The 23,790-nt window shown below is 68.2% G+C and carries 27 protein-coding genes; 18 read left to right on the top strand and 9 right to left on the bottom strand.

Going from position 1 to position 23,790, the window contains the following annotated elements; translation table 11 throughout:
• The first annotated feature begins 28 nt into the window (after nucleotides 1–28).
• From panD to speD, 8 genes are all read left to right on the top strand, one after another.
• Entirely contained in the window at nucleotides 29–424 is a 396-nt protein-coding gene (gene panD, locus K2M58_RS07120; RefSeq protein ID WP_066198819.1) for an aspartate 1-decarboxylase, read from the top strand.
• A gap of 117 nt (nucleotides 425–541) precedes the next feature.
• On the top strand, nucleotides 542–1,192 hold the full coding sequence (locus K2M58_RS07115; protein WP_066198822.1) for a redox-sensing transcriptional repressor Rex: 651 nt from the start codon (nucleotides 542–544) through the stop codon (nucleotides 1,190–1,192).
• A 241-nt stretch (nucleotides 1,193–1,433) separates the two neighbouring features.
• Nucleotides 1,434–2,852: an amidohydrolase gene (locus tag K2M58_RS07110; RefSeq protein ID WP_220676981.1), complete on the top strand. Its 1,419-nt coding sequence runs from the start codon at nucleotides 1,434–1,436 to the stop codon at nucleotides 2,850–2,852.
• The gene (locus K2M58_RS07105) at nucleotides 2,849–3,340 is read left to right on the top strand and encodes a hypothetical protein (protein ID WP_220676980.1); all 492 of its coding nucleotides are present in this window, start codon (nucleotides 2,849–2,851) and stop codon (nucleotides 3,338–3,340) included. The genes K2M58_RS07110 and K2M58_RS07105 overlap by 4 nt, the downstream gene beginning before the upstream one ends.
• An 83-nt stretch (nucleotides 3,341–3,423) precedes the next feature.
• Nucleotides 3,424–4,638 (top strand): pyridoxal phosphate-dependent aminotransferase, encoded by a 1,215-nt coding sequence (locus K2M58_RS07100; protein ID WP_354667509.1) that lies wholly within the window; start codon nucleotides 3,424–3,426, stop codon nucleotides 4,636–4,638.
• A 2-nt stretch (nucleotides 4,639–4,640) separates the two neighbouring features.
• Nucleotides 4,641–5,480 carry a DnaD domain-containing protein gene (locus K2M58_RS07095; protein ID WP_220676979.1) on the top strand — a complete coding sequence of 280 codons (840 nt, stop codon included), beginning with the start codon at nucleotides 4,641–4,643 and terminating at the stop codon, nucleotides 5,478–5,480.
• Nucleotides 5,481–5,553: 73 nt separating this feature from the next.
• On the top strand, nucleotides 5,554–6,192 hold the full coding sequence (locus tag K2M58_RS07090; RefSeq protein ID WP_220676978.1) for a hypothetical protein: 639 nt from the start codon (nucleotides 5,554–5,556) through the stop codon (nucleotides 6,190–6,192).
• Between the two features lie 266 nt (nucleotides 6,193–6,458).
• Complete coding sequence (speD, locus tag K2M58_RS07085; RefSeq protein WP_220676977.1) at nucleotides 6,459–6,860, top strand: adenosylmethionine decarboxylase; 402 nt, start codon at nucleotides 6,459–6,461, stop codon at nucleotides 6,858–6,860.
• Between the two features lie 158 nt (nucleotides 6,861–7,018).
• Here speD and K2M58_RS07080 read toward each other — a convergent pair whose 3' ends face one another.
• The 3 genes from K2M58_RS07080 to K2M58_RS07070 all read right to left on the bottom strand — a co-directional run bounded on the left by K2M58_RS07080 (nucleotide 7,019) and on the right by K2M58_RS07070 (nucleotide 8,250).
• Entirely contained in the window at nucleotides 7,019–7,360 is a 342-nt protein-coding gene (locus K2M58_RS07080; RefSeq protein WP_220676976.1) for a spore coat protein, read from the bottom strand.
• A gap of 130 nt (nucleotides 7,361–7,490) precedes the next feature.
• Complete coding sequence (locus K2M58_RS07075) at nucleotides 7,491–7,781, bottom strand: ferritin-like domain-containing protein (protein ID WP_220676975.1); 291 nt, start codon at nucleotides 7,779–7,781, stop codon at nucleotides 7,491–7,493.
• Nucleotides 7,782–7,962: 181 nt separating this feature from the next.
• Complete coding sequence (locus K2M58_RS07070; RefSeq protein ID WP_252393410.1) at nucleotides 7,963–8,250, bottom strand: YggT family protein; 288 nt, start codon at nucleotides 8,248–8,250, stop codon at nucleotides 7,963–7,965.
• Nucleotides 8,251–8,327: 77 nt separating this feature from the next.
• Here K2M58_RS07070 and K2M58_RS07065 point away from each other — a divergent pair, with 77 nt between their 5' ends.
• Entirely contained in the window at nucleotides 8,328–9,074 is a 747-nt protein-coding gene (locus tag K2M58_RS07065) for a thiamine diphosphokinase (RefSeq protein ID WP_220676974.1), read from the top strand.
• Between the two features lie 38 nt (nucleotides 9,075–9,112).
• Here K2M58_RS07065 and K2M58_RS07060 read toward each other — a convergent pair whose 3' ends face one another.
• Nucleotides 9,113–9,895 (bottom strand): RluA family pseudouridine synthase, encoded by a 783-nt coding sequence (locus K2M58_RS07060; RefSeq protein WP_220676973.1) that lies wholly within the window; start codon nucleotides 9,893–9,895, stop codon nucleotides 9,113–9,115.
• A gap of 479 nt (nucleotides 9,896–10,374) precedes the next feature.
• Here K2M58_RS07060 and K2M58_RS07055 point away from each other — a divergent pair, with 479 nt between their 5' ends.
• Entirely contained in the window at nucleotides 10,375–10,524 is a 150-nt protein-coding gene (locus K2M58_RS07055) for a hypothetical protein (protein ID WP_220676972.1), read from the top strand.
• Nucleotides 10,525–10,787: 263 nt separating this feature from the next.
• Here K2M58_RS07055 and K2M58_RS07050 read toward each other — a convergent pair whose 3' ends face one another.
• Together K2M58_RS07050 and K2M58_RS07045 are read right to left on the bottom strand one after the other, a co-directional pair.
• A complete protein-coding gene (locus K2M58_RS07050) occupies nucleotides 10,788–11,057 on the bottom strand; it encodes a spore coat protein (RefSeq protein ID WP_220676971.1) in 270 nt (89 codons plus the stop codon).
• Between the two features lie 50 nt (nucleotides 11,058–11,107).
• Complete coding sequence (locus tag K2M58_RS07045) at nucleotides 11,108–11,440, bottom strand: hypothetical protein (protein WP_220676970.1); 333 nt, start codon at nucleotides 11,438–11,440, stop codon at nucleotides 11,108–11,110.
• A gap of 223 nt (nucleotides 11,441–11,663) precedes the next feature.
• Here K2M58_RS07045 and K2M58_RS07040 point away from each other — a divergent pair, with 223 nt between their 5' ends.
• Together K2M58_RS07040 and K2M58_RS07035 are read left to right on the top strand one after the other, a co-directional pair.
• Nucleotides 11,664–13,103 (top strand): nicotinate phosphoribosyltransferase, encoded by a 1,440-nt coding sequence (locus K2M58_RS07040; RefSeq protein ID WP_220676969.1) that lies wholly within the window; start codon nucleotides 11,664–11,666, stop codon nucleotides 13,101–13,103.
• A gap of 141 nt (nucleotides 13,104–13,244) precedes the next feature.
• Nucleotides 13,245–14,420: an MFS transporter gene (locus K2M58_RS07035; protein ID WP_354667506.1), complete on the top strand. Its 1,176-nt coding sequence runs from the start codon at nucleotides 13,245–13,247 to the stop codon at nucleotides 14,418–14,420.
• On the opposite strand, the gene thpR is transcribed toward K2M58_RS07035, so the two are convergent.
• The gene (gene thpR, locus K2M58_RS07030) at nucleotides 14,402–14,932 is read right to left on the bottom strand and encodes an RNA 2',3'-cyclic phosphodiesterase (protein ID WP_220676968.1); all 531 of its coding nucleotides are present in this window, start codon (nucleotides 14,930–14,932) and stop codon (nucleotides 14,402–14,404) included. The two genes, K2M58_RS07035 and thpR, sit on opposite strands and share 19 nt — an antisense overlap.
• A 31-nt stretch (nucleotides 14,933–14,963) precedes the next feature.
• Here thpR and K2M58_RS07025 point away from each other — a divergent pair, with 31 nt between their 5' ends.
• Genes K2M58_RS07025 through K2M58_RS07015 form a run of 3 tightly spaced genes read left to right on the top strand, consistent with a single transcriptional unit; the run spans nucleotide 14,964 to nucleotide 17,079 of the window.
• Nucleotides 14,964–15,386, top strand: coding sequence for a toprim domain-containing protein (locus K2M58_RS07025; RefSeq protein ID WP_220676967.1), 423 nt, complete (start codon nucleotides 14,964–14,966; stop codon nucleotides 15,384–15,386).
• On the top strand, nucleotides 15,383–15,757 hold the full coding sequence (locus K2M58_RS07020; RefSeq protein ID WP_220676966.1) for a DUF423 domain-containing protein: 375 nt from the start codon (nucleotides 15,383–15,385) through the stop codon (nucleotides 15,755–15,757). Before K2M58_RS07025 ends, K2M58_RS07020 begins: the two co-directional genes overlap by 4 nt.
• A 56-nt stretch (nucleotides 15,758–15,813) precedes the next feature.
• The gene (locus K2M58_RS07015) at nucleotides 15,814–17,079 is read left to right on the top strand and encodes an aminopeptidase (RefSeq protein ID WP_252393409.1); all 1,266 of its coding nucleotides are present in this window, start codon (nucleotides 15,814–15,816) and stop codon (nucleotides 17,077–17,079) included.
• A 187-nt stretch (nucleotides 17,080–17,266) separates the two neighbouring features.
• On the opposite strand, the gene K2M58_RS07010 is transcribed toward K2M58_RS07015, so the two are convergent.
• Together K2M58_RS07010 and K2M58_RS07005 are read right to left on the bottom strand one after the other, a co-directional pair.
• The gene (locus K2M58_RS07010) at nucleotides 17,267–17,743 is read right to left on the bottom strand and encodes a DUF3905 domain-containing protein (protein ID WP_220676965.1); all 477 of its coding nucleotides are present in this window, start codon (nucleotides 17,741–17,743) and stop codon (nucleotides 17,267–17,269) included.
• Nucleotides 17,744–17,803: 60 nt separating this feature from the next.
• Nucleotides 17,804–19,594, bottom strand: a complete 1,791-nt coding sequence (locus K2M58_RS07005) for an Rqc2 family fibronectin-binding protein (RefSeq protein ID WP_220676964.1) — start codon at nucleotides 19,592–19,594, stop codon at nucleotides 17,804–17,806.
• Nucleotides 19,595–19,790: 196 nt separating this feature from the next.
• Between K2M58_RS07005 and K2M58_RS12875 the strand changes: the two genes are divergently transcribed.
• The 3 genes from K2M58_RS12875 to rpoZ all read left to right on the top strand — a co-directional run bounded on the left by K2M58_RS12875 (nucleotide 19,791) and on the right by rpoZ (nucleotide 23,764).
• Nucleotides 19,791–22,724, top strand: coding sequence for a cation-translocating P-type ATPase (locus tag K2M58_RS12875; protein ID WP_220676963.1), 2,934 nt, complete (start codon nucleotides 19,791–19,793; stop codon nucleotides 22,722–22,724).
• A 183-nt stretch (nucleotides 22,725–22,907) separates the two neighbouring features.
• Nucleotides 22,908–23,564 (top strand): guanylate kinase, encoded by a 657-nt coding sequence (gene gmk, locus K2M58_RS06995; protein WP_252393408.1) that lies wholly within the window; start codon nucleotides 22,908–22,910, stop codon nucleotides 23,562–23,564.
• Nucleotides 23,561–23,764: a DNA-directed RNA polymerase subunit omega gene (gene rpoZ, locus K2M58_RS06990; protein WP_066198881.1), complete on the top strand. Its 204-nt coding sequence runs from the start codon at nucleotides 23,561–23,563 to the stop codon at nucleotides 23,762–23,764. Before gmk ends, rpoZ begins: the two co-directional genes overlap by 4 nt.
• The last annotated feature ends 26 nt before the right edge of the window (nucleotides 23,765–23,790 follow it).

The raw sequence follows: 23,790 nt of genomic DNA, 5'->3' as shown, positions 1-23,790 counted from the left end.
AGCAACGAACGTCGGGAGGCGGGCAGAGATGTGGCTTACGATGATGAAGGGCAAGATTCACCGGGCGACGGTGACCGAGGCCAACCTCCACTACGTCGGCAGCATCACCATCGACGCCGATCTCCTTCAGGCCGCCGGCATCCTGCCGAACGAGCGGGTGCAGGTCGTCAACGTCACCACCGGAGCCCGGCTCGAGACGTACGTCATTCCCGGGCCGGCGGGAAGCGGCGTCGTCGGTTTAAACGGCGCCGCCGCCCGGCTCGTTCAGGTCGGCGACGTCGTCATCATCATCGCCTATGCCCTCATGACGCCGGAGGAGGCGGCCCGGCACCGGCCGTCGGTCGTCTTCGTCGATGCGGCCAACCGGCCGACGGCCGTCGCCCTCGGCGAGGCGGCGGAGATGCGGGAAGGGCCGGCGCTGTGATCGTCTGTTGCTGCAAAAACATCTCTTTACGAAACAGATTTTGAACGCTACAATTGGCATAGTACGGCGGAGAATCGCCGCAGAACCGGCGCGCTGAACGAGGGAGGGGGGAAAACCGTGGCCAGAGATCGCGAGCAACCGATTTCCGATGCAGTGATCAAGCGACTGCCGATCTATCTGCGCTATCTCACCTATCTCGATCGGATGGGGGTGCGCACGGTTTCCTCCCATCAAATGGGGAAAGACCTTGGGCTGAACCCGGCGCAGATTCGGAAGGACCTTGCTCACTTCGGCGAATTCGGCCGAAAGGGGATCGGATACGAGGTTCGTTACCTTATTAAAAAGATCCGTCAGATCCTGCATCTCGATCAGCTCATCCCTGTCGCCCTCGTCGGCGCGGGCCATCTCGGGACGGCGCTGGCGCGGTACAATGCGTTTCAGCAGGACAACATGCGCATCGTGGCCATTTTCGATCACTCGCCGCTCAAGGCGGGACGGGAGATCGACGGCATCCGCATCCAGCCGATGGAAGAACTTCAGCCGACGGTGAAAGAAAAAGACATCCGCGTCGGCATCATCACCGTCCCGGACTACGCGGCTCAGGAGGTCGCCGACCTCCTCGTCGAGGCGGGCATCGAAGCGATCCTCAACTTCGCCCCGACGATCATCCACGTCCCGCCCCACGTCCGGGTCCATCACGCCGACCTCACGACGGAACTCCACAGCCTGGCGTACTACCTCCGGCAACCGGAATACCTCGTGATGTAATCGCGACGGAAGGCGCGCGCAAGGCTTTGTCGGCAGGCAGCAACCGGATGTCGGCGCAGGCAACGATCAAGTGTCGGCAAGAAGCGAAAGCATCGCGAAAGAACGCGATCGGACAGCGAAAGGACGGCCAGGAGGCCGGACGCGCCCGGGTCCCCCCGGGCTTTTTTTTGCCCGTCGAGATCCGGTATAATCGGATATCATGTTTGCCGGGCGGAACCCCGGCGGCGGACGGAGGCCGACCATGCGGCTTGTGCTGGAAGATGCGCTTCTCTATCAGGACGGGCGGCTCGTTCGGGGGCATCTCGTGATCGAAGGGGGGCGGATCGCCGCCGTCGAGCGGGAGGGCGACCCGCCTGCACCGGACGTCGGCCACCGCTCGGCACAAAGCGGCGGGCCGGACGGCGGCAACCGGTCGTCGGCGCCCGGCGACGGCGCGATGAATGCGGCGGACGACATCGGCGGCCCGGCGCTTCCCCCCGCCGAGCGGCGCTCCCTCGCCGGGAGGATCGTGCTTCCGGGGCTTGTGAACGCCCACACCCATACGCCGATGAGCCTCCTTCGGGGCCTCGGGGAGGGGCTTCCCCTCAAGCGCTGGCTGGAAGAGGCGATGTGGCCGAACGAGGCGGCGTTCACCGACGAGGACGTCTACTGGGGGACGCTCCTTGCGCAGCTGGAGATGATCGAAAGCGGCACGACGGCGTTTGCCGAGATGTACGACCGGATCGACGTCATCGCCCAGGCGGTCGGGGAAAGCGGCCTCCGGGCGGTGCTCGCCCGGGGGATGATCGGCCTCGGCGACGAGGCGACCCGCCGGGCGAAGCTTGCCGAGGCGATCGACGTCGCCCGGCGGTGGCACGGCGCCTACGGCGGCCGGGTGACGACGATGCTTGCCCCCCACAGCGCTTACACGTGTCCGGAACCGTTTTTGCGGGAGGTGGCGGAGGCGGCCCGGGACCTCGGTCGGCCGATCCACACCCACCTCGCCGAGACGGAGGCTGAGGAGGCGGAGGTCCGGGCGCGGACCGGCCGCTCGTCGGCCCGGGTGATGCTCGAGGCGGGCCTTTTCGACGGGCCGGCCCTCGTCGCCCACGCCGTCTACTTGAGCGACGACGAGCTTCGCCTCCTCGCCGAGCGGGACGTGCGGATCGCCCACAACCCGGTCTCCAACCTCAAGCTGGGAAGCGGCATCGCCCCGCTCGCCCGCTGGCTCGAGCTGGGTCTCGGCGTCGGCCTGGGGACCGACGGGCCGGCGAGCAACAACAACCTCGATCTCTTCGACGAGATGCGGCTGGCGTCGCTTCTCGCCAAAGGGCGGGAAAAAGACGCGGCGGCGGTGCCGCCGGCGGCGGCGCTCGAGCTGGCGACGGCGGGTGGGGCGAAGGCCCTCTTTCTCGAAGACGTCGGGCGCCTCGCTCCGGGGATGCGGGCCGATCTCATCGTCATCGACCCGTCGTCGGTTCGCTACGTGCCGGCCCATGACCTCCTCTCCCATCTCGTTTACAACGGCCGGGGGACGGACGTCGAAAGCGTCATGGTCGACGGCCGCTGGCTCATGTGGCGCCGGACGGTGCTCACCCTCGATGCCGAGCGAATCCGGTACGAGGCGGAGCGGAGGAGCCGCCGCTTTCGGGCCGGCGGCGCGGCCGGCGGGCCGGCATGAGGGCGAGCGGCGCTCCCCCGTCGACCCGGGGTGTCCGGGTCGCCGCAGCCGTTTCCCTCCTCCTGTTCGCCGCGGCGCTCTTGTTCTGGACCGCCCGGGCCGCTCTGGCGCCCGAGGCGGAGGTTCAGGCGTGGCTGGAGCGGGTGCGGCCGGCCCTGCCGGAAGGCGCCCGGATCGAGGCGGCGTTCTGGTACCGGGGAAGCCGGTCGCTCCTCGCCGTCGTCACCGACGGGGGGACCTTCTGGTTTGACGAAACCGGCCGTCCGGTCGGCCGCTTCGCCGGCCGTCCGGTCCCGGAGTCGGCGGTTCGGGCCAGGGTCGGGGAGGATTTTCCCGACGGTCGCCTCGTCCGGCTCACCCCCGGATTTGAGTTCGGCCGGCCGGTCTACGAAGCGGTCGTTCGGCTTAAGGACGGCGGCGTCGGGTATGCGTATTACGATTTCTCCGACGGCCGGCGATATCTCCTCGTGCGGATGCCGCCGGGTTGAACGCCGGGCCGGTTCGGCCGTCGGGAAAAGGTCCGCGGGGCCTCGGAAGGGGCCATAGCCGAGTTTGAGAAAGGGGCCGTGCGATGAGCGAATCGTTTGCTGCCGAAGGGCTGACGCTTTCGGAACGGGTGAAGACGCTTCAGCCGTCGCCAACCCTGGCCCTCGCGGCCAAGGCGAAGGCCCTCGCCGCCGAAGGGCGCGACCTCGTCGCATTTACCGCCGGGGAGCCGGACTTTGACACGCCGGCGGAGATCGTCGAAGCGGCGGTTCGGGCGCTTCGGGAAGGGAAGACCCGCTACACGCCGTCCGGGGGGATTCCGGAGCTCAGGCGGGCGGTCGCCGCGATGATCAACCGGGATCGGGGGCTTTCGTGGTCGGAAAAAAACGTCCACATCGCCAGCGGCGCCAAGCAGGCGCTTTATCATCTCTTTCAGGCGCTCCTCGATCCTGGGGACGAGGTCATCGTTCCGACACCGTACTGGGTGAGCTATCCGGAACAGATCCACCTCGCCGGCGGCGTGCCGGTCTTTGTCCCGACGCGGCCCGAGGACGGCTACAAGTTGACGCCGGAGGCCCTCGAGCGGGCGATCGGTCCCCGGACGAAGGCGTTCGTCTTGAACTCGCCGTCGAATCCGACGGGGGCGATGTACACGGAGGAGGAGCTTTTCGGCCTCTTCAGCGTCCTCGTCCACCGGCCGGTGTGGATCATCGCCGACGAAATTTACGAGCGGCTCGTCTACGACGGCATCCACAAGAGCATCATTGCCGTCGACCCCCAGGCGGTGGAGCGGACGGTGATCGTAAGCGGCGTGTCGAAGACGTACGCCATGACCGGCTGGCGGATCGGCTGGGCGGCGGCGGCCGACGAGCGGCTGATCCGGGCGCTCGATGACCTCGCGAGCCAGAGCACGTCGAACCCGACGACGTTTGCCCAGTACGGGGCGCTGGCGGCGGTCACGATGGATCCGGCGCCGGTCGCGGCGATGGTCGAGACGTTCCGCCGGAGGCGGGACCTCATCGTCGAGCGGATCGCCGGCGTGCCGGGGCTTCGGGCTTTCCGGCCGTCGGGGGCGTTTTACCTGTGGGTCGACGTGCGGGAGGCGATGGAGCGGCAGGGCTTCCCGGATGCGGATCGATGGGCGGACGCCCTCCTCGAGGAAGCCGGCGTCGTCGTCGTCCCCGGAAGCGGCTTCGGCGACGCCGGTCACGTCCGCCTGTCGTTCGCCCTCGGCGAGGCGGCGATCGAGGAGGGCGTCCGGCGCCTGGCCGCGTTTGTCGGCCGCCGTCGGGAGGTATGACGATGGCGTCCCCGTGGGCCCGGCTCCTGCAGGGGGAGATTTTGCTTCTGCCGGCGCCGTTTCTCGGTCGCTACAAAGCCTTGGGCCTTCGGGACGACGATTTTCTCCTCCTCTTGCATCTCGCCGCCCTCGAGCGGGAAGGCGTGCGCTTTCCGACGCCGAAGCTTCTCGCCGGCCGCACCGCCCTCGACGAGGGGGCGGTCGCCGCCCGGCTGAAGGCGCTCCTCGATGCCGGATGGCTCCGGATCGACATCCACTTTGACGCCGACGGCCGGGTGGTGGAGACGTTCAACCTGGCGCCCTTTTACGAGCGGATGGCCGCCGAGCTGGAACGGCTTGCGCCGGCGGGGACGGTCCTCCCGGAGGCGGCGGGGACGGCGGGCCGCCGTCCGGCGCCGCTCCTTCGGCCGGCGGCGGAAGGAGAGAACGCCGACGGAGGCGCCCTCATCGGCCGGCTGGAGGCGGCCTTCGGCCGCCCCCTTTCGCCGATGGAGGCGGAGCTCGTCGCCCGGTGGCTCAAGGACGAGCGGCTTTCCGTGGCGCTCATTGAAGCGGCGATCGAGGAGGCGCTCCGGTTCGGGAAAAATTCGGTCCGCTACGTCGACCGGATCCTTTTCCACTGGGCCGAGCAGGGGATCGATACGCCGGAGGCGGCCCGCCGCTATGCCCTCCGCTTTCGGGAGGGGCGGTCGGGGGAGCGGCGGGGAGACGACGGCCCGCCGGATCCGGCTCAGGGGCCGGAGGGGAGGTCGCTGGACGGTCGGACGGAGCGGCGTTACCCGCAGTTTAACTGGCTCGTGTACGGGGAGGAAGAGCCGTTCGACGATGCGGGCGGCGGGTGATTTTCCTCCCGTTTTTTTGTATAATAGAAGCGGACCGGTCTGACCCAGAGATCGAAGGAATTGGGGCGATATCATGGGTAGGCGCATCGCCACCGAGTTTGAGACCATCCGTCTTGCGCTCGGCGGCAAGGACGCGGAGGAGCTTCTCCGGCGCCTTCGCGAGGCGGGCATCCCGCTCTACGAGCACGTCCTTAAAAACGGCGATCTGGAGGTCGGATACAGCGCGCTCCACAACGCCTTTTATCTCCGTCTGATCCAGGAACGTTCCTTCGCCCCCAATGATCGAGAGGGACGGCCGGAAGCGCCGGTGCGGGCGACGGTCCGCTACCGGGCGATCGGCGCCGGCCAGTTCACCGACGGTCGCCTCGCGGAAGTGATGCGTCGGTTGGTGGCGGAGTTTCGCGGCGAGGCGCTGATGAAACGGGTGTACCGCGGGTTTTCCGTGTTCTATCATTATGAAAACGGCCAGGTCGTCCGGATCGTCGAGCGGACGCCGGCCGGCGAGCGGATCATCTTCGAGCGGACGCCCCGCCGTCCGGCGTTTGCCGACGGCGGGCCGGAGGAGGCGTCCCGTGCGGCAGAACTCGTTCTCATCCGGGCGGAGGTCGACCGGTGGCTCGACCGGCGGAACGCCGCCCGGCCGGAGGAGATTCCGGCGATCGACGCCAGGCTCCGGGAGCTCGCCCGCCGGCTCATTGCGCTGGAGGGGTGAGCGCCGGGGAGGTGCTCCTGCCCGCCTGAGGCAGGAGCGCGTACATAGGGGATTGATTTTAAAATATTCATAAGTCGGACCGGCCGGTTCGGGTTCTTTTGGGTCGTTCAAACCGGTTGCAAACCCTGGCGTTTCATGCTACAGTATACGGGGTGAGCAAGAATAGGAACCCGGTTTCATTCGCGAGCGGGGCGCGTCGCACCCCCGAAAGAATGACGGTGGTCCTAGCATTGCGCACACCATGGCTAGGAGGGGGGATCCGAAAGATGACGACCTACTCCACTTCCGGCCGGCATATCGCCGTCGACGTCTGGGGCGTCTCGGCCGAGCGCCTGAACGACGTCGAATGGCTGCGTGAGCAGCTTGTCGAGGCGGCGGAAAAGTCCGGCGCAACGGTTCTGGGCGTCCAGTCCAAAGCATTTGAGCCGCAAGGCGCGACGGTGCTCGTCATGCTTTCCGAAAGCCACATTTCGATCCACACGTATCCGGAGCACAGTTTTGCCGCTATCGACTGCTACACGTGCGGCGAAACGGTGGATCCGGAGCGGGCGGTCGAGCACCTGCTGGACGTGCTCAAGCCGAAGAAGGCATTCGGCAAGAAGCTCATCCGCGGCGAAGGCGAGATGGCGGTCTCCGATCTTTCGGACGCCCCCGTCGTGCGTTCGTGACATCCCGCTCGCCCGGGATCGATAGGCCGGTGGCCAACGGAAGATCGGTGACCTCCGGTAAAGACGATGAAAAGGACCCGCAACGCGGCGGGTCCTTTTTGCTTCGGCGCCGAGGCGACGCCTCGGCGTTTCGGCGCATGGCGTGACCTCGTCGGCGGTTACTGGAGCATGCCTTGCGGCGGCAGTTCGCCTTTCAGCTTCTGGTCGAACTGGCTGAACGCCTCGTCGACCTTCGCCTGATCTTCGACGTCGATCGGGTACCAGCCCTGGGCGAACATGAAGTTGTAGATCCGGCGGGCCGCCTGATGGCTGTCCTGAAGCATTTTCATGACATCCTGATGGAGGGCGTCGTTGGACGCCTCCCAGGCGGCGATGTTGAGGCCGCTCGTGAGGGACTTTTCCAACGCCAGGAGGGCGTTGGCGATGTCCCGATCGCTCATCGCCGGTGAGGGGCTTTCCGCCGGCGCCGGCGGGCTGATCGTCGTCCGAGCCTGGGCCAAGGGGATCCCTCCTTTCGTGGGGGGATGGTTTAAGTCATCAAGGGCGGATGCCGGCCGTCGCCCACCGCCGGAAGATGGGCGGGTTCGGCGGCTCCCGAGGTGGCGGTGCGCGCCGATGTCGGGCCTCAGGTTACGACCGGGTGGCCATCGCCTGAGCGCCGGCCGGCTGGGCGGGCATGACCTGGAGGCGGGCCTGGAAATCTTGAACGCCCTTGGCGTTGTCCGTCTTGAGGTGGCCGAGGAGCGTCTGGGCGTGCTGCCGATGCATTTCAATCAGCTGGCCGGAGAGCTGTTTGAGGGCCGGCATCTTCATTTCCTGGCCGTAATGGTGGAGCTGCTTGAGGGTGAGCAGTTGCCAGGTTAGAATGTCTTTTAAGTACAGCAGATCCTTCGTCGAGACGATGTTCGGCGGCTGAAGCATCGGGTTCACCTCCTTTGGCTGCCGGTTTTTAGTATGGTGGTCCGCGTGGATGTTATGCGCGGCCGGCCGAAACCAAAAAGCTCTGCCGAACCGTTCGGCAGAGCCGTGGGCGGAGGAAGCGGCGGCGAAAGACGTTGCCTCGCCGGGCGATGTCCCTCGCCGGGAAGGAATTCGTCCCCGTTCAGAGGAGCCCGGTCCAGCGGAAGAGCGTCACGAGGCCGTTGAAAAACGCCGGGGCGAGTATGTACTGGTAGGCCAAAAGCGCCACGATCGGCGAGATGTCGATCATGCCGATCGGCGGGATAATGCGGCGAAAAAGTCCGAGGTACGGCTCCACCAGGCCTCCGATCCAGCCGATGAACCGGGACTCGTAAAGGGGCGGGATCCACGAGGAAAGCACGTAAAGGATGATCAGGATCGGATAGGCGCTGAGGAGCCACTGAACGACGAGGAGGATGTTGGCGGCCAAGTCGGAGTCACCTCCGCCTCAGTATATCACACCCGGCCCGGGAGCCCAAGGGCGGGTCGGAGCAGGGGGGCAAGCGGATGGAGACGGCCGTCATCGTCGCCGGCGGAAAAAAAGCTCCGGACGATTACCGGGCGCTCCTCGAGGCGCTAAAGGCGGACGGCGGGAGGCTCCGGGTGATCGGCGCCGACGAAGGAGCGCTCTGGCTCCTCGAGCGGAGATTTTCGCTCGATATCGCCGTCGGCGATTTCGACACCGTCGGCGAGGCGGGGCTCGAAAGGCTTCGGGCGGCCGGCGTGCCGTGCATCGTCCTGCCGGCGGAAAAAGATGAGACGGACACGGAATTCGCCTACGGTGAGGCGAAGCGCCTCGGCGTTCGGCGGGTGGTCCTCTACGGTGCCCTCGGTGACCGGTTCGACCACAGTCTGACCAATGTGCAGCTTTTGTATCGAATCGCGCGAGACGGCCTCGCCGGTTTCGTCGCCGGGCCGGCGCATCGGATCTATCTTTTCGGACCGGGGGAACATCGCCTCCGGAGCCGGTTTCCGTTCGTGTCGCTCATCCCGTTTTCGCCGGAAGTTCGGGGCGTGGTGCTGGAAGGGTTTCGCTATGCCCTCCGGGGGGAGACGCTCTCTTGGGGGATGGGGCGGGGGGTGAGCAACGAACCGGCGGCGCCGGAAGGGATCATCCGTCTCGAGGCGGGGTGGCTCCTCGTCGTGGAGAGTCGCGATCTCGAGAACCGGGATCGCGTCATGGAGGGCCGGGCAGGGGAGGAGGCGGGCGGTGCCGCGGCGGGCGACGGAACAGGAGCGTTGGCGGAGCCGTAGCTTCAGGAGGAACCGGACGCCCCGGGACTCGCATCGCCTCATGGCGGACCGCCGGGGCCCGGCGTTCCTCCCGTGTTTTCGGCGATCGTCCGGGCTTCTGCGTCGAGGGCGGCCCGGAGCGCGGCGAGCTCCGGCCGGTACGCCGGCCACGGCGGGAGGTCGTCCGGCAGGGCCGAGAAAAGAAGCGGGGCCCGCGTCGTCGGGTGGGGGACAATGAGGGCGTACGCCCACAGGGCGAGCGTCGGGAGCGCCGGGTCCGGGCGGGGATGGTAGCGCCGATCCCCCGCGATCGGGGCGAGGTGGGCCGCCAGCTGAACCCGGATCTGATGCAGCCGTCCGGTCCGGGGTCGGATGTCGAGCAGCGCGTGGCCGCGCCGGGTGCCGAGGAGGGCGTAGTCGAGAACCGCCTTCCGGGCGTCGGGTTCTCCGCATCGAACGACGACGACGTGGCCGTCGGGGCGTTTTTTCAGGCAGTCGACGAGGCGGCCCGCCGGGGGCCGGGGATGGCCGTCGATGACGGCGAGGTACCGCTTGTCGACGGTCTGCTCGCGGAAGGCGGCGGAGAGGCGGGAGGCCGCTTTGGACGTTTTGGCAAAGACCATCACGCCGCCGGTCGGGCGGTCGAGGCGGTGGACGAGGCCGACGTAGGCCTCGCCTTTTTTGTGCTCGAGCGCCTTGCGCCGGGCCTTGACCCAGGCGAGCAAATCCGGTTCCCGGCCGTCTCCCTGAGCGGCGAGTCCGGGGGGTTTGACGACGGCGATGAGGTGGTTGTCTTCGTAGAGGACGGGATAGCGGTCGGTGACGGGATCTCGGTCGGTCAACGGGACTGCCCCCTTCCGGTTCGCCGATGCCGGCGACGGGTTTTTGAAGCGAACGCCGGGATCTCGGGCGACGCCCGCTCGGTGGGAGGTGGCCGGGGCGAGCGGGCCGGATCGACATATCGTATGAGTCCGCCGCGGGGTTCCGGGGCGGGGAGACGGGAGGTCCGCCGTGCGGGAACGCGAGGTTTAAAGGGGCTTTAAAGGACTGAAAAGGGCGTTGTTTTAAGTTGTTTTAAATGGAAAGGCCTTTAAAGTCCGGCGGTGCACCCGTTCGGGCAGGCGCATGGGTCTTTGTCCACACGTCGGAGCGGGCAGGCGCATACGGTGAGGGTGGCCCCGGAAGAGGAGGCACCGCTCCGGGCGTAGGGCCCGTCGCCGCCGCCCGATGACAAAAGCCTCGCGCCGGCGGTGAAAGCCTCGCGCCGGTGGGGCAAGCCGACGGACGCTTACTCCAGTATAACACGGAAGGAGGCGAGAGGATGGCCAAAGCGTTTGCCGCCGCCGAAAGCGGTGCGCCGCAGCCGGTCACCTGGTACGAGTCCGGATACCGCTTTTTTGCCTTTGCCGTCGTCATCTACGTGCTCCTCGTGATCATCCTGCGGGTGGGGCTTCTGGGCCCGGTGGCGTAACGGAAAGCCGGGGCCGACGGCCCTTCCGGGCCGGCGACCGACGTCGCCGGCCTTTTCGTGTGCCCGGCATGGGCGTCGCCGCATTCCGATTCGGAAATGAATAAGGCCACCGGCCTCGCCGACTGGCGAGAACGGGGCCTCTTCCGTTTGGCCGACTTGCGCGCTCCGCTTCTCCCGGCCTTGTGGCCGGCCGTTTAGCGAACGGGACGTCCGGTGGGGCGCGAAATGGTTCGCCGCCCCTTTTGACTCAACGGGCGCTTCCGTCACGCCTCCGCGGGGTGGAGCGCCGCTTCGGCCCAGCGGATGTTCTCCCGGATGAGGCGCTCGACGTGATGGGCGGGATAGACCCCCTCTCGCTCGAGAAGCTGAAAGACGAGGTCATGGACGTAGACCCAGTCGTTGAACTGCCGGAGGATCGTGTTCTTGAGGGTCGGGTTGGCGGCTTCGGTGAGGACGGAGGCGGTCCGCCAGAGGATGGCCTTGGCATCGTGAAGCATGGTGACGGCGGTCAGGCGATCGGCAGGGGTGAGCATCGTCGACCTCCTTTCGTGGAACGCGGCTCGGGCGGTCCCGTCTGATTCGGTCAGGCCGGGAAGACGGCGCGTCGCTGGAGGAGGGCGATCGTCTCGCGGATGTTTTTCTCGAGGAGCTGGACCATCCGCCCGAGGATCGCCTTCAGCGTTTCGTTTTCGACCGCCTCAAGCCTTCCCCGGAGGTCGAGGAGCTGGGCGGTCTGGGAGACGAGGAGCTCGTGCAGCATGAGCGTCTCCATCGGCGTGAGGCGGTCGGCGGCGTAGGCGACGGGCCAGAAGCCTCCGGCCGCCGCGTACGGCACGGCATACGGGGCCGGTCCGGCGCCGAACGTGGCCTGCGCGCCTGCGGCGGGGCCGTAGGCCGGGTAGAGGGGGGTGAACACCGGAGCACCTCCTTATCGGTCGGATCGATGTTAACGTATCGGTGGGACGGTTCAAGGGTGTTTGTCCGGCATTTGCGCGACCCAAAATTAGGCGATATCATGGTGTTATGGTGAAATCGAACCGGGGTTGAAGGGTTCTGGCCCGGACTAAACCCGGCTTTGAAAGGCCCGGGACCTGAACGACCTGGGCGCCAGAGGCCGGGCGATCGGGGGAGATGGCGCGGTGGGAGAGGCGCTCTGGACGGATTTTTATCAGTTGAACATGATGTACGCCCATTTTCGCCGGGGGAGCCACGAGACGCCGGCGGTGTTTGACGTTTTTTTCCGGCGGCTGCCGTGCGGGGCGGGGTTTGGGGTGTTCGCCGGGCTGGAGGCGGTGCTCGACTGGCTGGAGGCGGCGCATTTTACGGACGAGGAGCTCCGCTATCTCGCCGACGTCGGCGGCTACGACCGGGCGTTTCTCGAGTATCTGCGGGGGATTCGCTTTCGGGGGACCGTCTGGGCGGTGCCGGAAGGGACGCCGGTGTTTCCCCACGAGCCGCTCCTTCGCATTGAGGCGCCGATCGGCGAGGCGCACTGGGTGGAGACGGCGATTCTCGCCTACATCAACCACCAGACGCTCATCGCGACGAAGGCGGCCCGCATCGTTCATGCCGCCGGGGACGATCCGGTGCTGGAGTTCGGCCTCCGCCGGTCTCACGGGCCGGAGGCGGGGGTGTACGCGGCCCGAGCGGCGTACATCGTCGGAGCGCAGGCGACGTCGAACGTCGAGGCGGGGCGGCGCTTCGGCATTCCGGTCGTCGGCACGCACGCCCACGCCTTTGTGCAGAGTTTTCCGGACGAACGGGCGGCCTTTGACGCCTTTTTGGCGGCGTTTCCGGATCAGGCGATCCTCCTCGTGGACACGTACGACGTCCTTCGGTCGGGGCTTCCGAACGCGATCGAGGCGTTCCGGGCGCACTTCGCGCGGCTCGGCCGCCGGCCGGCCCGCTTCGGGGTGCGGATCGATTCGGGCGATCTGGCGTATCTTTCCAAGGCGGCCCGGGCAATGCTCGATGCGGCGGGGTTTTCCGACGCGATCGTCGTCGCGTCCGGCGACCTCGACGAAACGATCATCCGGGACCTCAAGGTGCAGGGGGCTCGCATTGACGCGTGGGGCGTCGGGACGGAGCTGGTCACCGGCGGCGATTGCGGCGCCTTGGGGGCGGTGTATAAGCTTTCGGCGATCCGGGAAGGCGATCGGTGGGTGCCGAAGCTCAAGGTGAGCGAAAATCCGCTCAAGATCAACGATCCGGGCGTGAAAAAGGTCGTCCGGTTTTACGATCGGGACCGGGGGGAAGCGCTGGCGGACGTCATCCTGCTCGAAGAGGAGCCGCTTCCGGAGGGGCCGTACGAGATCTTTCACCCGATCTACACGATGAAGCGAAAGACGCTCCGGAATTACGAAACCCGGCTCCTTCTGGAGCCGGTGATGGTGGGCGGTCGGCGCCTCCATCCGCCGCCGGCGGCGGAGGCGGTGCGGCGGTATCACTTGTCGGAACGGGAGCGGTTTGCGCCGGAGGTGCGGCGGCTCGTCTATCCGCACGAGTATCCGGTCGACCTGTCGCTTCCGCTCTGGGAGCTCAAACAGCGCCTCGTGCGGGAACAGGGCGGCCGGGGATAAGGCGGGGAAGGGGCGAGGGGCGGGGAGGAAGGCGGGTGAGTCCGCCCGGATGGAGCCCCATTTCTGGAAGGAGGTGCCTGCCCGGTTCGGAGGTCCTGGCCTGATGGGAGATTCAGGGGGAGGACGAACGCGGGCGAAACGATGATGGACCGGCGGATGCTCGTCATCATGCTGATCATCTTTACGGCGTTTACCGGATTCGGGCTCATCATCCCCGTCCTGCCCTCGGCGATCAAGCAGGCGGCCGGGCCGGAGGCGGCGGAGCTTCACCTCGGGGCGATGCTCTCCCTCTATTCGCTTGTCTCGCTCATTGCCTCGCCGCTGTGGGGACGCCTCGCGGACCGGATCGGCCGGCGTCCGATCATCCTCGTCGGCATGGTCGGCTTTGCGGTGAGCTTCTGGCTTCTCGCCGTAAGCGGGACGTCCCTCGGGCTCATGTACGCGTCGCGCATCCTCGGGGGGCTTTTCTCCGGCGCGGCGATCGCCTCGAGCGTCGCCTACGTCGCCGACATCACGTCGGAGGAGACGCGGACGAAGGGCATGGGCTTCGTGGGTATGGCGATCGGCCTCGGCTTCGTGTTTGGCCCGGCGATCGGCGGCATCGGCAGTCGGGTGTTTCTTGCCTTTCCGTTTTACCTGGCGGCGGCGCTGTCGCTTCTCGCCGCCCTGTTCGGTGCGGCGGCGCTTCCGGAATCGCTTCCGCCGGAGGCGCGGGGCCGCCGGGCGGCGGAGGCGGGCGGCTTCGGCGCCGTCTTCCAGGGGCCGATGAAGGTGCTCTTTGGCCTTTCGTTCCTCGTGACGTTCACGCTGGCGGCGGTCGAGTCAACGCTCGTTTACTTCGAGGGAGTGAAGATCGGCGCCGACGAGTTCCAGATGGGGATCCTCTTTGCCCTCATCGGCATCGTCGGCGCGGCGGTTCAGGGCGGGGTCGTGCGGCGGATTCCGAAGGGAGCCGAGGCGCAGGCGGCGGCGGTCGGCTTCGGGATCGCGGCACTCGGCTTTGCTCTTATCACGCTTTCGTTCAACTTCTGGTCGGCGGTCGCCTTCGTGTCGGTCTTCGCCGTCGGGAATGCCCTCGAGCGGCCAAACGTGACGTCCCTCATCACCCAGCGGACGCCGGTCGGCCAGGGAACGACGTCCGGGGTCAACTCGGCGATGGACAGCCTCGGGCGGGTCCTCGGACCCCTTTTTGGCAGCGCCCTGTATCATGTGAATATCTTCTTGCCGTACGTCGCCGGGGCCCTGCTTTCGCTTCTGGCCGTCGGCCTCATCCGCTTCGGCCTGAGCGGAGCGCCGGTTCAGAGGGGCCACGCTTGAAGGGGGGTGTACATCGGCTTTTTTCCGAGGTCGGAGCGGAAGAGGACGAGATCTGCGGCGGCGTAGGCGATGGGCGTCCAGGGAAGGTCGGGAAGGGGCGCCGTGCCGTCTCGGGCCAGGGTGACGTGCGGGACGAACGGTTTTCGGTCGACGGCGATTCCTTCGTCGGCGAGGGCCGCGACGAGGGCGTCGCGATAGCGGAGAAAGGGCGCCTCCGGGTCGAGGCGGCCCCGGGCGACGAGCACCCGGGGTCGCTCCGCCGGACCGAAGGCGCCCAGGGCCTCGAGCCGGATGCGGAGGGGACCGGGGGCCGAGGGCCGGAGGCGGTCGACGCTTCTTAGGAGGGCCGGAAGGACGGCGTCGGGAAGCTCGCCGAGGAAGGCGACGGTGAGGTGGTAGTCGTCGGGGTGGACGAACCGCCGGAAGGGGAGGTCCGCCCGGTGGGCCCGGGTGAAGCCGGCGAGGGCCGCCCGGGCGCCGGGGGGCACCGGCAGGGCGAAGAAGAGCCGCATGGGATCACCTCGTTCTGGCGGAGGGTGAGCGATGGGCGGCAAGGTGATCATCGTCGAGGGCAAGACGGATGCCGAGCGGCTGAAGTCCATTTTAGCGGAACCGGTGACATTTGTCCTGACGCACGGGACGCCGGGGCCGCGGACGCTCGAGGCGATCGAGGCCCTCCGGGCGGATGAAGTGTACGTCTTCGTCGATGCGGATTTTTCCGGCGAGCGGATCCGCCGGGCGGTCGCCGAGGCGCTGCCGGAGGCGCGGCATCTTTTCACCCGGAAGATGTACCGGGAGATCGCAACGACGCCGCTCGTGCATCTGGCGGAGGTGCTCATGCGGGCCCATTTTGCCGTCGATCTGAAAGCCGTCCGGCGGGCGGTGGAAGCCGAGGCGGAGGCCGATCCGGAGCTCAGGCAGGCGCTCCGGCGGCTTTACGCCCGCGAAAGGAGGAAACCGCGGTGAAGCTCTGGGGCATGCTCGGAGCGCTCAATCTGTTTCTGGCGGTCGCCCTCGGGGCGTTCGGCGCCCATGGCCTGAAGGGAAAGATCGCCGACGATCTTCTCGCCGTCTATGAGACGGGCGTCCATTATCAGATGATCCACGGCCTCGGCCTGCTTGCGCTTGCGGCCCTGCTTCGGGTTGCGCCGGAGGCCGCCGGCGGGCTTTCCGCCGCCGGGGGATTTTTGCTGGCGGGGATCGTGTTTTTTTCGGGGAGTCTGTATCTCCTCGCCCTGACCGGCGTCCGGGCCCTCGGGGCGGTGACGCCGTTCGGCGGGGTGGCGTTTCTCATCGGCTGGGCGCTTCTTTTTGCGGCGCTCTGGCGCCTCCGCTGAAGGGGAGATTCCTTCGATGCGCTTAAGACTTGCGTGAGACGTGAAGGAGGACGTCGATGACGACGGAGCTTTTTCCGATGGAGGCGCTCTACAAGGAGGTGCCGCTCGAGGCGTACGCCCGGCTGGCGGTGAAAAAAGGTGTGGCGCTTGAGGCGGGGCAGATGCTCGTTCTCCGGGCGCCCCTCGAGGCGGCGCCCCTCGTCCGGGAGATCGTCCGGATCGCCTACGAAGCGGGGGCGGTGTACGTCCACGTGGAGTGGTCGGACGGCGAGACCGGAAAAATGCGCTACAAGTACGCGTCGGAGGCGGCGCTCCGGACGTTTCCGAAGTGGATCGCCGACGGCTACGAGACGATGGCCCGGGAGGGGGCGGCGTTTCTCACGGTCTACGCGCCGGATCCGGACCTCCTCGCCGACGTGCCGCCCGAGCGGGTGGCGCTCGCCAACAAGACGGTCGGCGAAGCGACGAAGCCGTACCGGGCGCTCCTCATGAGCGATCACGCCCGCTGGTCCCTCATCTCGGCGCCGACGGCGGCGTGGGCGAAGAAGGTGTTTCCGGATCTTCCGCCGGCGAAGGCGGTCCGGACCCTCTGGCGCCACATCCTGGCGGCGTCCCGCGTCACCGGCGGCGATCCGCTGGAAAACTGGGAGCAGCACGCCGGCGCCCTCGGCCGGCGGGTGCGGTATCTGAACGAAAAGCGCTACCGGGCGCTTCATTTCCGGGGTCCGGGGACGGACCTCGTCGTGGGTCTCCCGGAGGGGCACGTCTGGCAGGGCGGCGGGAGCCGGGACCGGCGGGGGATCTTCTTTTTGCCGAACATCCCGACGGAGGAGGTCTATACCCTGCCGCACCGGGAGCGGGTCGACGGCGTCGTCGCGGCGACGAAGCCGCTCAACTACAACGGCGTCCTGATCGACGGCATCCGGCTCGAGTTCCGGGACGGCGCCGTCGTCTCGGCGTCGGCGAAGACGAACGAGGCGGCGCTTCGGCACCTTCTCGAGATGGACGAAGGCGCCCGGCGGCTCGGAGAGGTCGCCCTCGTCCCGGACGACTCACCGATCAGCCGCTCGGGGGTGCTCTTTTACAATACGCTGTACGATGAAAACGCCGCCTGCCACCTCGCCCTCGGAAAAGCGTACCCGACGACGCTTGAAGGAGGCGCCGAGCTCGATGAGGCGGCGCTCCTCCGTCGGGGAGCGAATGTGAGCCTCGTCCACGAAGATTTCATGATCGGCTCCGGCGCCCTCGACGTCGACGGCGTGACGGAAGCCGGCGGTCGGGAACCGCTTCTCGTAGGCGGCCGGTGGGCGTTCGACGTTTGAGCCGTCGTCCTTGAGGCGGCGTTCGACGTCCGGCGGCCGGCGAGCGGCGCTCGACGTCGGGGGATAAGCCCCGCAAAGCCGTGCGACGGCTCGGCGTCCGGCCGCCCGCCCTTGGGCCGTTTCGGCAACGACAAAAGCCCCGGATCGTCCGGGGCTTTCGCCGTTTTTCGGGCCGCGGCGCCGGAGATTAGGCCCGGTCTTCATCGGTCCAGGCGCCGGGGTCGTCTTCGGCGTCGTCCGCGGTCGAACGGTGGAGCATCTTGCGCTTGCCCGGGAAATCGCCGGTCAGCTCGATTTCCTCCCCGGGCGTGAGGGCTTTTGCCTCGGCGTGGCTTGAGACGTCTTCCATCGGGTGCATGAACGGGCCGCCGCCGGGGATGCGCCCCGCCTCCCAGAGGGCCTGGTTTTCCGGCGCCTTCCAGCCGACGTCGTTCATCGGGTGGACCCATTCGTCGCCGGAGAGCGCCGCCGGATCGACGTCCGGGCTCCAGCGGTTGAGGGGAGAGTTCGGAGAGTCGTAAAAGTGGTCGCCGATGACGACGCCGTGTTCGTTGACGAACGGTTCGCTCGGATGATCGGGATCGTATCGCCGCCGGGTCACCGGCCTCCCGTCCCGGGCGACGGCCCGCCGGGCGGGCTGGGCACCGTCGGGGGTTCGGATCATGGCCCCGCCTCCCTCGAGGATGGGTCGTTTTGTCCTTAGTGTGGCCGGGGAAGGGCGGCTTTAGGCGCCGTCCGGCGCCGTTTCGGCCGGCGGGCGCTCGTCGGGGCGGCGGGCAAGGATGGGGAGCACCCGCTCGAGGCTCGGGGTGACGAACAGCGTTTTTTCACCCCGGTAGAGGACAAAGCCGGGCGGGGCGCCTTTCGGCTTGTGGACGTTTTTGACCGGCGTGTAGTCGACGGGGACCCGGCTCGAGTGGCGGCCCTTGCTGAAATAGGCGGCGATGAGGGCCGCCTCTTCGAGGGTGGCCTCGCCGGCCGGTCCCCGGACGACGACGTGGGCGCCGGGGAGGTTTTTCGCGTGCAGCCAGAGGTCGTCCGGCCGGGCGATCTTAAACGTCAGCCGGTCGTTCTGGCCGCCGCTTTTTCCGACGAGGATGAGGGCGCCTTCGCTCGAGAGGAAGCGCTCCGGGCCGCTTTTCCGGCCGGCGTCGGGCTTTTTCGCCGGCCCCTTTGCCGGCGCCGGCGGGGCGATGAGGCCGGCGGCGGCGAGCTCCTCCTTGAGGTCGGCGAGGGCCTCGGCGTCGGCGTCGTCCAGGTAGAGCAGGGCCTCCTCGAGGTAGCGGCGTTCCGCCTCGGCCCGCTCGAGCTCCTTTTCGGCCGCCGCCCGGGCGGCCTTGAGCTTCTGGTAGCGGCGAAAATGCCGCTCGGCGTTTTCCGCCGGGGAAAGGGCGGGATCGAGGGGGATGCGGAGCGTCCGGTCGGGGTCGTCGGGGTCCGGTACGGCCGCCTCCGAGACGCCCGTCATCGGGACGGCGTACTGGTAAGCCAGGATGAGCTCGCCGAACCGCCGGTGCCGCTCGGCGGCGTCGGCTTCGGCGAGGGTCGCCCGGTGCAGGGCGATTTTTTTCTCCAGCCGCCCGAGGCGCGCCTCGAGGGCCTGCCGGAGGGCCCGGGCTTCCCGCTGGACGGTGAGCCCCGGGATGATCCGCTCGTAGTGGACCTGAAGGAGCGCCAGGACGTCGTCGAACGCCTCCCGGGGTCCGGAGCGGTGGGTGAGGGCGAGGGCGTGAAAGGCCGGCCGTTCGCCGCCGGGGAGAAGCTCGGGCCGTTCGCCGCCGGCGAGGACGATGTCGACCGTCCGGACGAGGGCCCGGGCGGCGCCGGCCGGGGTAAGGCCTCCGGAGCGGACGGCCCGGTGGGCGGTCTCCCGGGCGAGCAGGGGGCCGAAGCCGCGGACGCGCCGGGTCAGCCACTCGGCCAGGGCCGTTTCGTCTCGCAGCGCTTCCGGCTCCGCCCGGAGGCGGGCGATCCATTCTTCCTCCGGAACGCCACGGGGATCGATCTTGTCTTGCGGCGGCGGGGGGACATACGGAAGCCCGGGCAGGATCTGCCGGTAGCGGCTCATGTCGGCGGTGACGGGGTGGAGCGTCTCGAGGATGCGGCCGGCGGCGTCGATCAGGATGACGTTGGCGTTTCGGCCGGTGAGCTCGACAAGGAGCCGGAAGCGGCGGCGGTCGCCGAGTTCGTCCGTCGCCTCGACTTCGACGGCGGCGATCCGGTCGAGGTCGAGGGCGGTGACGGCGGCGATGCGGCCGTTTTGCAGGTGCTTGCGGATGAGCTGAAGCCGCGGCGACGGCGGGCCTTCGGCCGATCGCCGGGGCGGTTTGTGGGCGAGGTAGAGCCGGGGCGCCTCCGGCTGCCGGGAGGCGACCAGGGCGTGGGTCGCCCCGGGCGTCCGGACGAAGAAGACGAGGGTGTCGTCGTCCGGCTGCTGGATCTTCTGGATCTGCCCGCCCGAAAGCCGCCGGTCGAGCTCCGCGGCGAGGCGGGCGACGAGAAGCCCGTCGAACATCGGATCGCCTCCCTTTCCGCCCTTCAGTCTATCACGCGCATCGGCCGGCGCAAGATGCGCCCTTACGGTCCAGGATCGCCTCGGCGTCCCGGACCCGGCATAGCCCGGACCGGTGCGGCATAGATTGGCACGAGGCGTGGGACAGGAGTTCGAAGCGGGAGGCGGGACGATGGCAAGCGGCGGAAGACGCGAAACGATGCGCCAAAGAACGCTCGACCCGTCGATGCGCCGGGAGGCGGCCTTCGGGCGGCGGGCGGCGGAGCCCTTCGGGCGCCGCGCCTTGGCGTCCGGGCCGGACGTCTCCGGCGGGCGCTCGGAATCGGGGGCGGGAAGCGGCCCCGAAGATCCGCAGGCGTGGTACGCCCGGCCGGAGGTCGACGTGCTCTCGGCCCTGGCCGTCGATCCGGAGCAGGGGCTTGACGGGGAAGAAGCGGCCCGCCGGCGGGCAAGCGTCGGACCGAACGCTCTGAAGGCGGCCGGTGGCGTCGACCCGGCGGCGATCTTTCTCGGGCAGTTTCGGGATTTTATGGTGCTCGTGCTGCTTGCGGCGACCCTCATCTCGGGGCTTCTCGGCGAGTTCGTCGATGCGGTGGCGATTCTCACCATCCTTCTCCTCAACGCCTTCCTCGGATTTGTGCAGGAGTACCGGGCGGAGCGGGCTCTTGAGGCGCTCGGCAAGATAGCGGCGCCGAAGGCGGAGGTGGTTCGGGACGGACGGCGGGCGGTCGTGCCGGCCGAGGATGTCGTCCCCGGCGATGTCGTCGTGCTGAAGGCCGGCGACCGGGTGCCGGCGGACGTCCGGCTCCTTTGGACGGAGGGCCTGCTCGTCGACGAGGCGCCGCTCACCGGGGAGAGCGTGCCGGTGGAAAAGCGGGCGCCGGCGGTCCTCCCGGCGCCCCGGCCCCTGGGCGATCGGACGAACATGGCGTTCATGGGCACGCTCATCTTGAAAGGGCGGGCGACGGGCGTCGCGGTGTCGACGGGCATGGCGACGGAGATGGGGAAGATCGCCGATCTCATCGCCTTGACGGAGGAGACGGACACGCCGCTCAAGCGGCGGATCCGGCACCTCGGCCGGGTGCTCGTCTGGATCGCCGTCGCCCTGACGGCGGCGGTGACGGGGCTCGGCGTCCTCGACGGCTATCCGTTCGAGGAGATGTTTCTCATCGGGGTGACGCTCGCCGTCGCCGCCATCCCGGAGGGGCTTCCGACGATCGTCACCGTCGTTCTCGCCCTCGGCGTCTCCCGGATGCAGAAAAAAAAGGCCCTCGTCCGGCGGCTTCCGGCGGTCGAGACGCTCGGCAGCACGACGTTCATCGGAACGGACAAGACCGGGACGCTGACGCTGAACCGGATGACCCTCGTCCAGGGCCGGACCGCCGGCGGCGCCTTTTTCGTCTCGGGAAGCGGCTACCGGCCGGAGGGGGGATTTTTCCTCGACCCGGAACGGACGGCGCCGTTCGATCCCGAGGAGCGCCCGGAGGTGATGGCGCTTTTGACCTATGGCGTGCTCGCCAGCGAGGCCCGGCTCCTTCCGCCGGAGACGGGGGACCGAACGGAGGGACCGAAGCGGCCGGCCGAACGGTTCCGGTGGCTTGGACTTCGGAGGAAGACCCGGGAGGCGGCGCCGGCCGGATGGCGCATCGACGGCGATCCGACGGAAGGGGCGATCGTCGTCGCCGCCCGGAAGGCGGGCCTCGACGAGGAGGCGCTTAGGCGGCGGAAGCGGGCCAAGGTGCTTCCGTTTGACAGCGTCCGGCGGCGCATGAGCATCGTCTACGAGGTCGGCGGCGGCCGGGGCGTGCTGGCGGCCAAGGGGGCGTTCGAGGCGATCTTGACCCGGTCGGCGGCGATCTTCGACGGGGGCGCCGTCCGGCGGCTGGGCGACGCCGAGCGCCGGCGGTGGGCTGAGGAGGCCGAGGCGATGGCCGCCGCGGGGCTCCGGGTGCTCGCCGTCGCCTATCGGGAAGGGCCGCTCGAGCGGCTTCGGGGGCTCGAGGACGAGGCGGAGCTCGTCTTCGTGGGCCTCGTCGGCCTCATCGATCCGCCCAGGCCGGATGTGCCCGCCGCGATCCGGACGGTGCAGGCGGCCCACATCCGGGTGGCGATGATCACCGGCGATCACCGGGAGACGGCCCGGGCGATCGCCGCCGACCTCGGCATCTTGCGGCCGACGGGGCGGGTCCTCACCGGCGAGGATCTTCGGCGCCTCGACGGGGAGGCGCTTTCCCGCCTGGCGGACGAGACGGACGTCTTCGCCCGGGTGGCGCCGGAGGATAAGCTCCGGATCGTGCAGGCGCTTCAGGCGGCCGGGCACATCGTCGCCATGACCGGCGACGGGACGAACGACGCGCCGGCGCTCAAGGCGGCCGACATCGGAATCGCCATGGGCCAAAGCGGCACGGAGGTGGCCAAAGAGGCCGCCGACGTCGTCCTGCTCGACGATCACTTCGCGACGATCGAGGCGGCGGTGGAGGAAGGGCGGACGATCTACGAAAACGTCCGCAAGTTCGTTCGCTATCTTCTCGCTTCCAACGTCGCGGAGATCATGGTCATGTTGGTCGCTTTTGCCTTGAAGTGGCCGGTGCCGCTGACGCCGCTCATGATCCTCTGGATCAACCTCGTCACCGACGGCCTTCCGGCCCTCGCCCTCGGCCTCGATCCGATGGAACGGGATGTCATGAATCGGCCGCCGATCCCGCCGTCGGAGAGCCTGTTTGCCCGGGGGCTCGGGTGGAAGATCTTGAGCCGCGGCGCCATCATCACCGGCGTGACGCTCTGGGCGTTTTCCGAGCGGCTCGCCGCGGGGGCGCCGCTTGGAGAGGCGCAGACGGTCGCGTTTGCGACGCTCATCGTCGCGCAGCTCATCCACGTGTTCGACGCCCGAAACGAGCGGTCGCTGTTCGATCGAAGCCCGCTTGACAACATCCCCCTCGTCCTGAGCGTTCTCGTCTCGTTTGCCCTCGTCGTCCTCGTGATCGTCTGGCCGCCGGCGGCGCGCATTTTCGGCGCGGTCCCGCTTTCGGTGGAAGACTGGCTCCGGGTGATCGGCTATTCGGCGGCGCCGTTTGTCCTCCTCGGTCTGTTCGGCCGTCTTTCGTCCGGCCGTCCCGCCCGGCCGGAGGCGTAAGCCTCCGGCCTTTTGGCGTTTTAGGTTGGCGGTTTTCGGGGGAGGCGCTTGCCCGGTTCGTTTTTTGGCCGTTTCGAGCGCGGCGTCGTTTTCAAAACGGCGCGGTTATGCTATAGTTAAATAACGAATCAGGACGACCAGGGTCGAAGGCTTCGGGCCGCGCCGGACGGAGGGGCCTGAGGCGTGGAGGCGAAAACCGTGTCGGAAGACGCTCATTTGAGCGGGCGGCGGGGGCTTCTCATCGTTCTTTCCGGCCCTTCGGGCGTCGGCAAAGGAACCGTCGGCCAGAAGCTCCGGGAGCGCATGCCGGACCTCGTCTATTCGGTCTCGGTGACCAGCCGCCCCCCGCGGGCCGGAGAGGTGGAAGGGGTCAACTATTTTTTTCGCAGCCGGGAACAATTTGAAGAGATGATCCGCCAGGATGCCTTTTTGGAATGGGCGGAGTACGTCTCGAACTACTACGGAACGCCGAAAGCGTTCGTCTTCGAAAAGCTCGCTCAGGGGCGCGACGTGCTTTTGGAGATCGAGGTGCAGGGCGCCCGGCAGGTCCGCCGGCGGTACCCGGACGGGGTGTTCATCTTCCTCGCGCCGCCGACGTGGGAGGCGCTCGTCGATCGGATTCAGGGCCGGGGGACGGAAGACCCGGAGGTCATCTCCGAGCGGCTCCGGCAGGCGGAGCAGGAAGTCCGGGAGGTCGACCTGTACGACTACGTCGTCGTCAACGACGACGTCGACGCGGCGGTTGAGCGCATCCGATGCATCATTACGGCCGAGCATCTTCGCCGGGCCCGCGCCTTTGACGAGATGCGCCGGCGGCTTTCGCGGGAGGTGTGGCGATGAGATATCCGCCGATCGACGAACTGGTGGCCCAGGCCGGAAGCAAATACCGGCTGACGATGATCGCCGCCCGGCGGGCGCGGCAGCTCCTCGAGGACAAACGGCCGCTCATCGAGGCGCCGCGCTCGTCGCGGGACGTCGGCATCGCGCTGGAGGAATTTTATGCCGGACGGCTGGAGGTCCGGCCGAAGGCCGAAGCGTGACCGGCCGCTTCGGCCTTTTTTCGTGG

Source organism: Hydrogenibacillus sp. N12, from assembly GCF_019645935.1.
Classification (GTDB): Bacteria; Bacillota; Bacilli; order Thermicanales; family DSM-22653; genus Hydrogenibacillus; species Hydrogenibacillus schlegelii.
The sequence above is the reverse complement of the archived record's forward strand: the minus strand, read 5'-3'. Positions and strand labels throughout refer to the sequence as shown.

Excerpts from the sequence above, each read along its gene's own strand:
- K2M58_RS12875 (WP_220676963.1), top strand. The coding sequence starts at position 19,791 with ATGCGCCAAAGAACGCTCGACCCGTCGATGCGCCGGGAGGCGGCCTTC.
- K2M58_RS07010 (WP_220676965.1), bottom strand. The coding sequence starts at position 17,743 with ATGATCCGAACCCCCGACGGTGCCCAGCCCGCCCGGCGGGCCGTCGCC.
- panD (WP_066198819.1), top strand. The coding sequence starts at position 29 with ATGTGGCTTACGATGATGAAGGGCAAGATTCACCGGGCGACGGTGACC.
- K2M58_RS07075 (WP_220676975.1), bottom strand. The coding sequence starts at position 7,781 with ATGCTTCAGCCGCCGAACATCGTCTCGACGAAGGATCTGCTGTACTTA.
- rpoZ (WP_066198881.1), top strand. The coding sequence starts at position 23,561 with ATGAGATATCCGCCGATCGACGAACTGGTGGCCCAGGCCGGAAGCAAA.
- K2M58_RS07065 (WP_220676974.1), top strand. The coding sequence starts at position 8,328 with ATGGAGACGGCCGTCATCGTCGCCGGCGGAAAAAAAGCTCCGGACGAT.
- K2M58_RS07100 (WP_354667509.1), top strand. The coding sequence starts at position 3,424 with ATGAGCGAATCGTTTGCTGCCGAAGGGCTGACGCTTTCGGAACGGGTG.
- K2M58_RS07105 (WP_220676980.1), top strand. The coding sequence starts at position 2,849 with ATGAGGGCGAGCGGCGCTCCCCCGTCGACCCGGGGTGTCCGGGTCGCC.
- K2M58_RS07035 (WP_354667506.1), top strand. The coding sequence starts at position 13,245 with ATGATGGACCGGCGGATGCTCGTCATCATGCTGATCATCTTTACGGCG.
- K2M58_RS07110 (WP_220676981.1), top strand. The coding sequence starts at position 1,434 with ATGCGGCTTGTGCTGGAAGATGCGCTTCTCTATCAGGACGGGCGGCTC.
- K2M58_RS07025 (WP_220676967.1), top strand. The coding sequence starts at position 14,964 with ATGGGCGGCAAGGTGATCATCGTCGAGGGCAAGACGGATGCCGAGCGG.
- K2M58_RS07015 (WP_252393409.1), top strand. The coding sequence starts at position 15,814 with ATGACGACGGAGCTTTTTCCGATGGAGGCGCTCTACAAGGAGGTGCCG.
- K2M58_RS07055 (WP_220676972.1), top strand. The coding sequence starts at position 10,375 with ATGGCCAAAGCGTTTGCCGCCGCCGAAAGCGGTGCGCCGCAGCCGGTC.
- K2M58_RS07095 (WP_220676979.1), top strand. The coding sequence starts at position 4,641 with ATGGCGTCCCCGTGGGCCCGGCTCCTGCAGGGGGAGATTTTGCTTCTG.
- thpR (WP_220676968.1), bottom strand. The coding sequence starts at position 14,932 with ATGCGGCTCTTCTTCGCCCTGCCGGTGCCCCCCGGCGCCCGGGCGGCC.
- speD (WP_220676977.1), top strand. The coding sequence starts at position 6,459 with ATGACGACCTACTCCACTTCCGGCCGGCATATCGCCGTCGACGTCTGG.
- K2M58_RS07050 (WP_220676971.1), bottom strand. The coding sequence starts at position 11,057 with ATGCTCACCCCTGCCGATCGCCTGACCGCCGTCACCATGCTTCACGAT.
- K2M58_RS07090 (WP_220676978.1), top strand. The coding sequence starts at position 5,554 with ATGGGTAGGCGCATCGCCACCGAGTTTGAGACCATCCGTCTTGCGCTC.
- K2M58_RS07005 (WP_220676964.1), bottom strand. The coding sequence starts at position 19,594 with ATGTTCGACGGGCTTCTCGTCGCCCGCCTCGCCGCGGAGCTCGACCGG.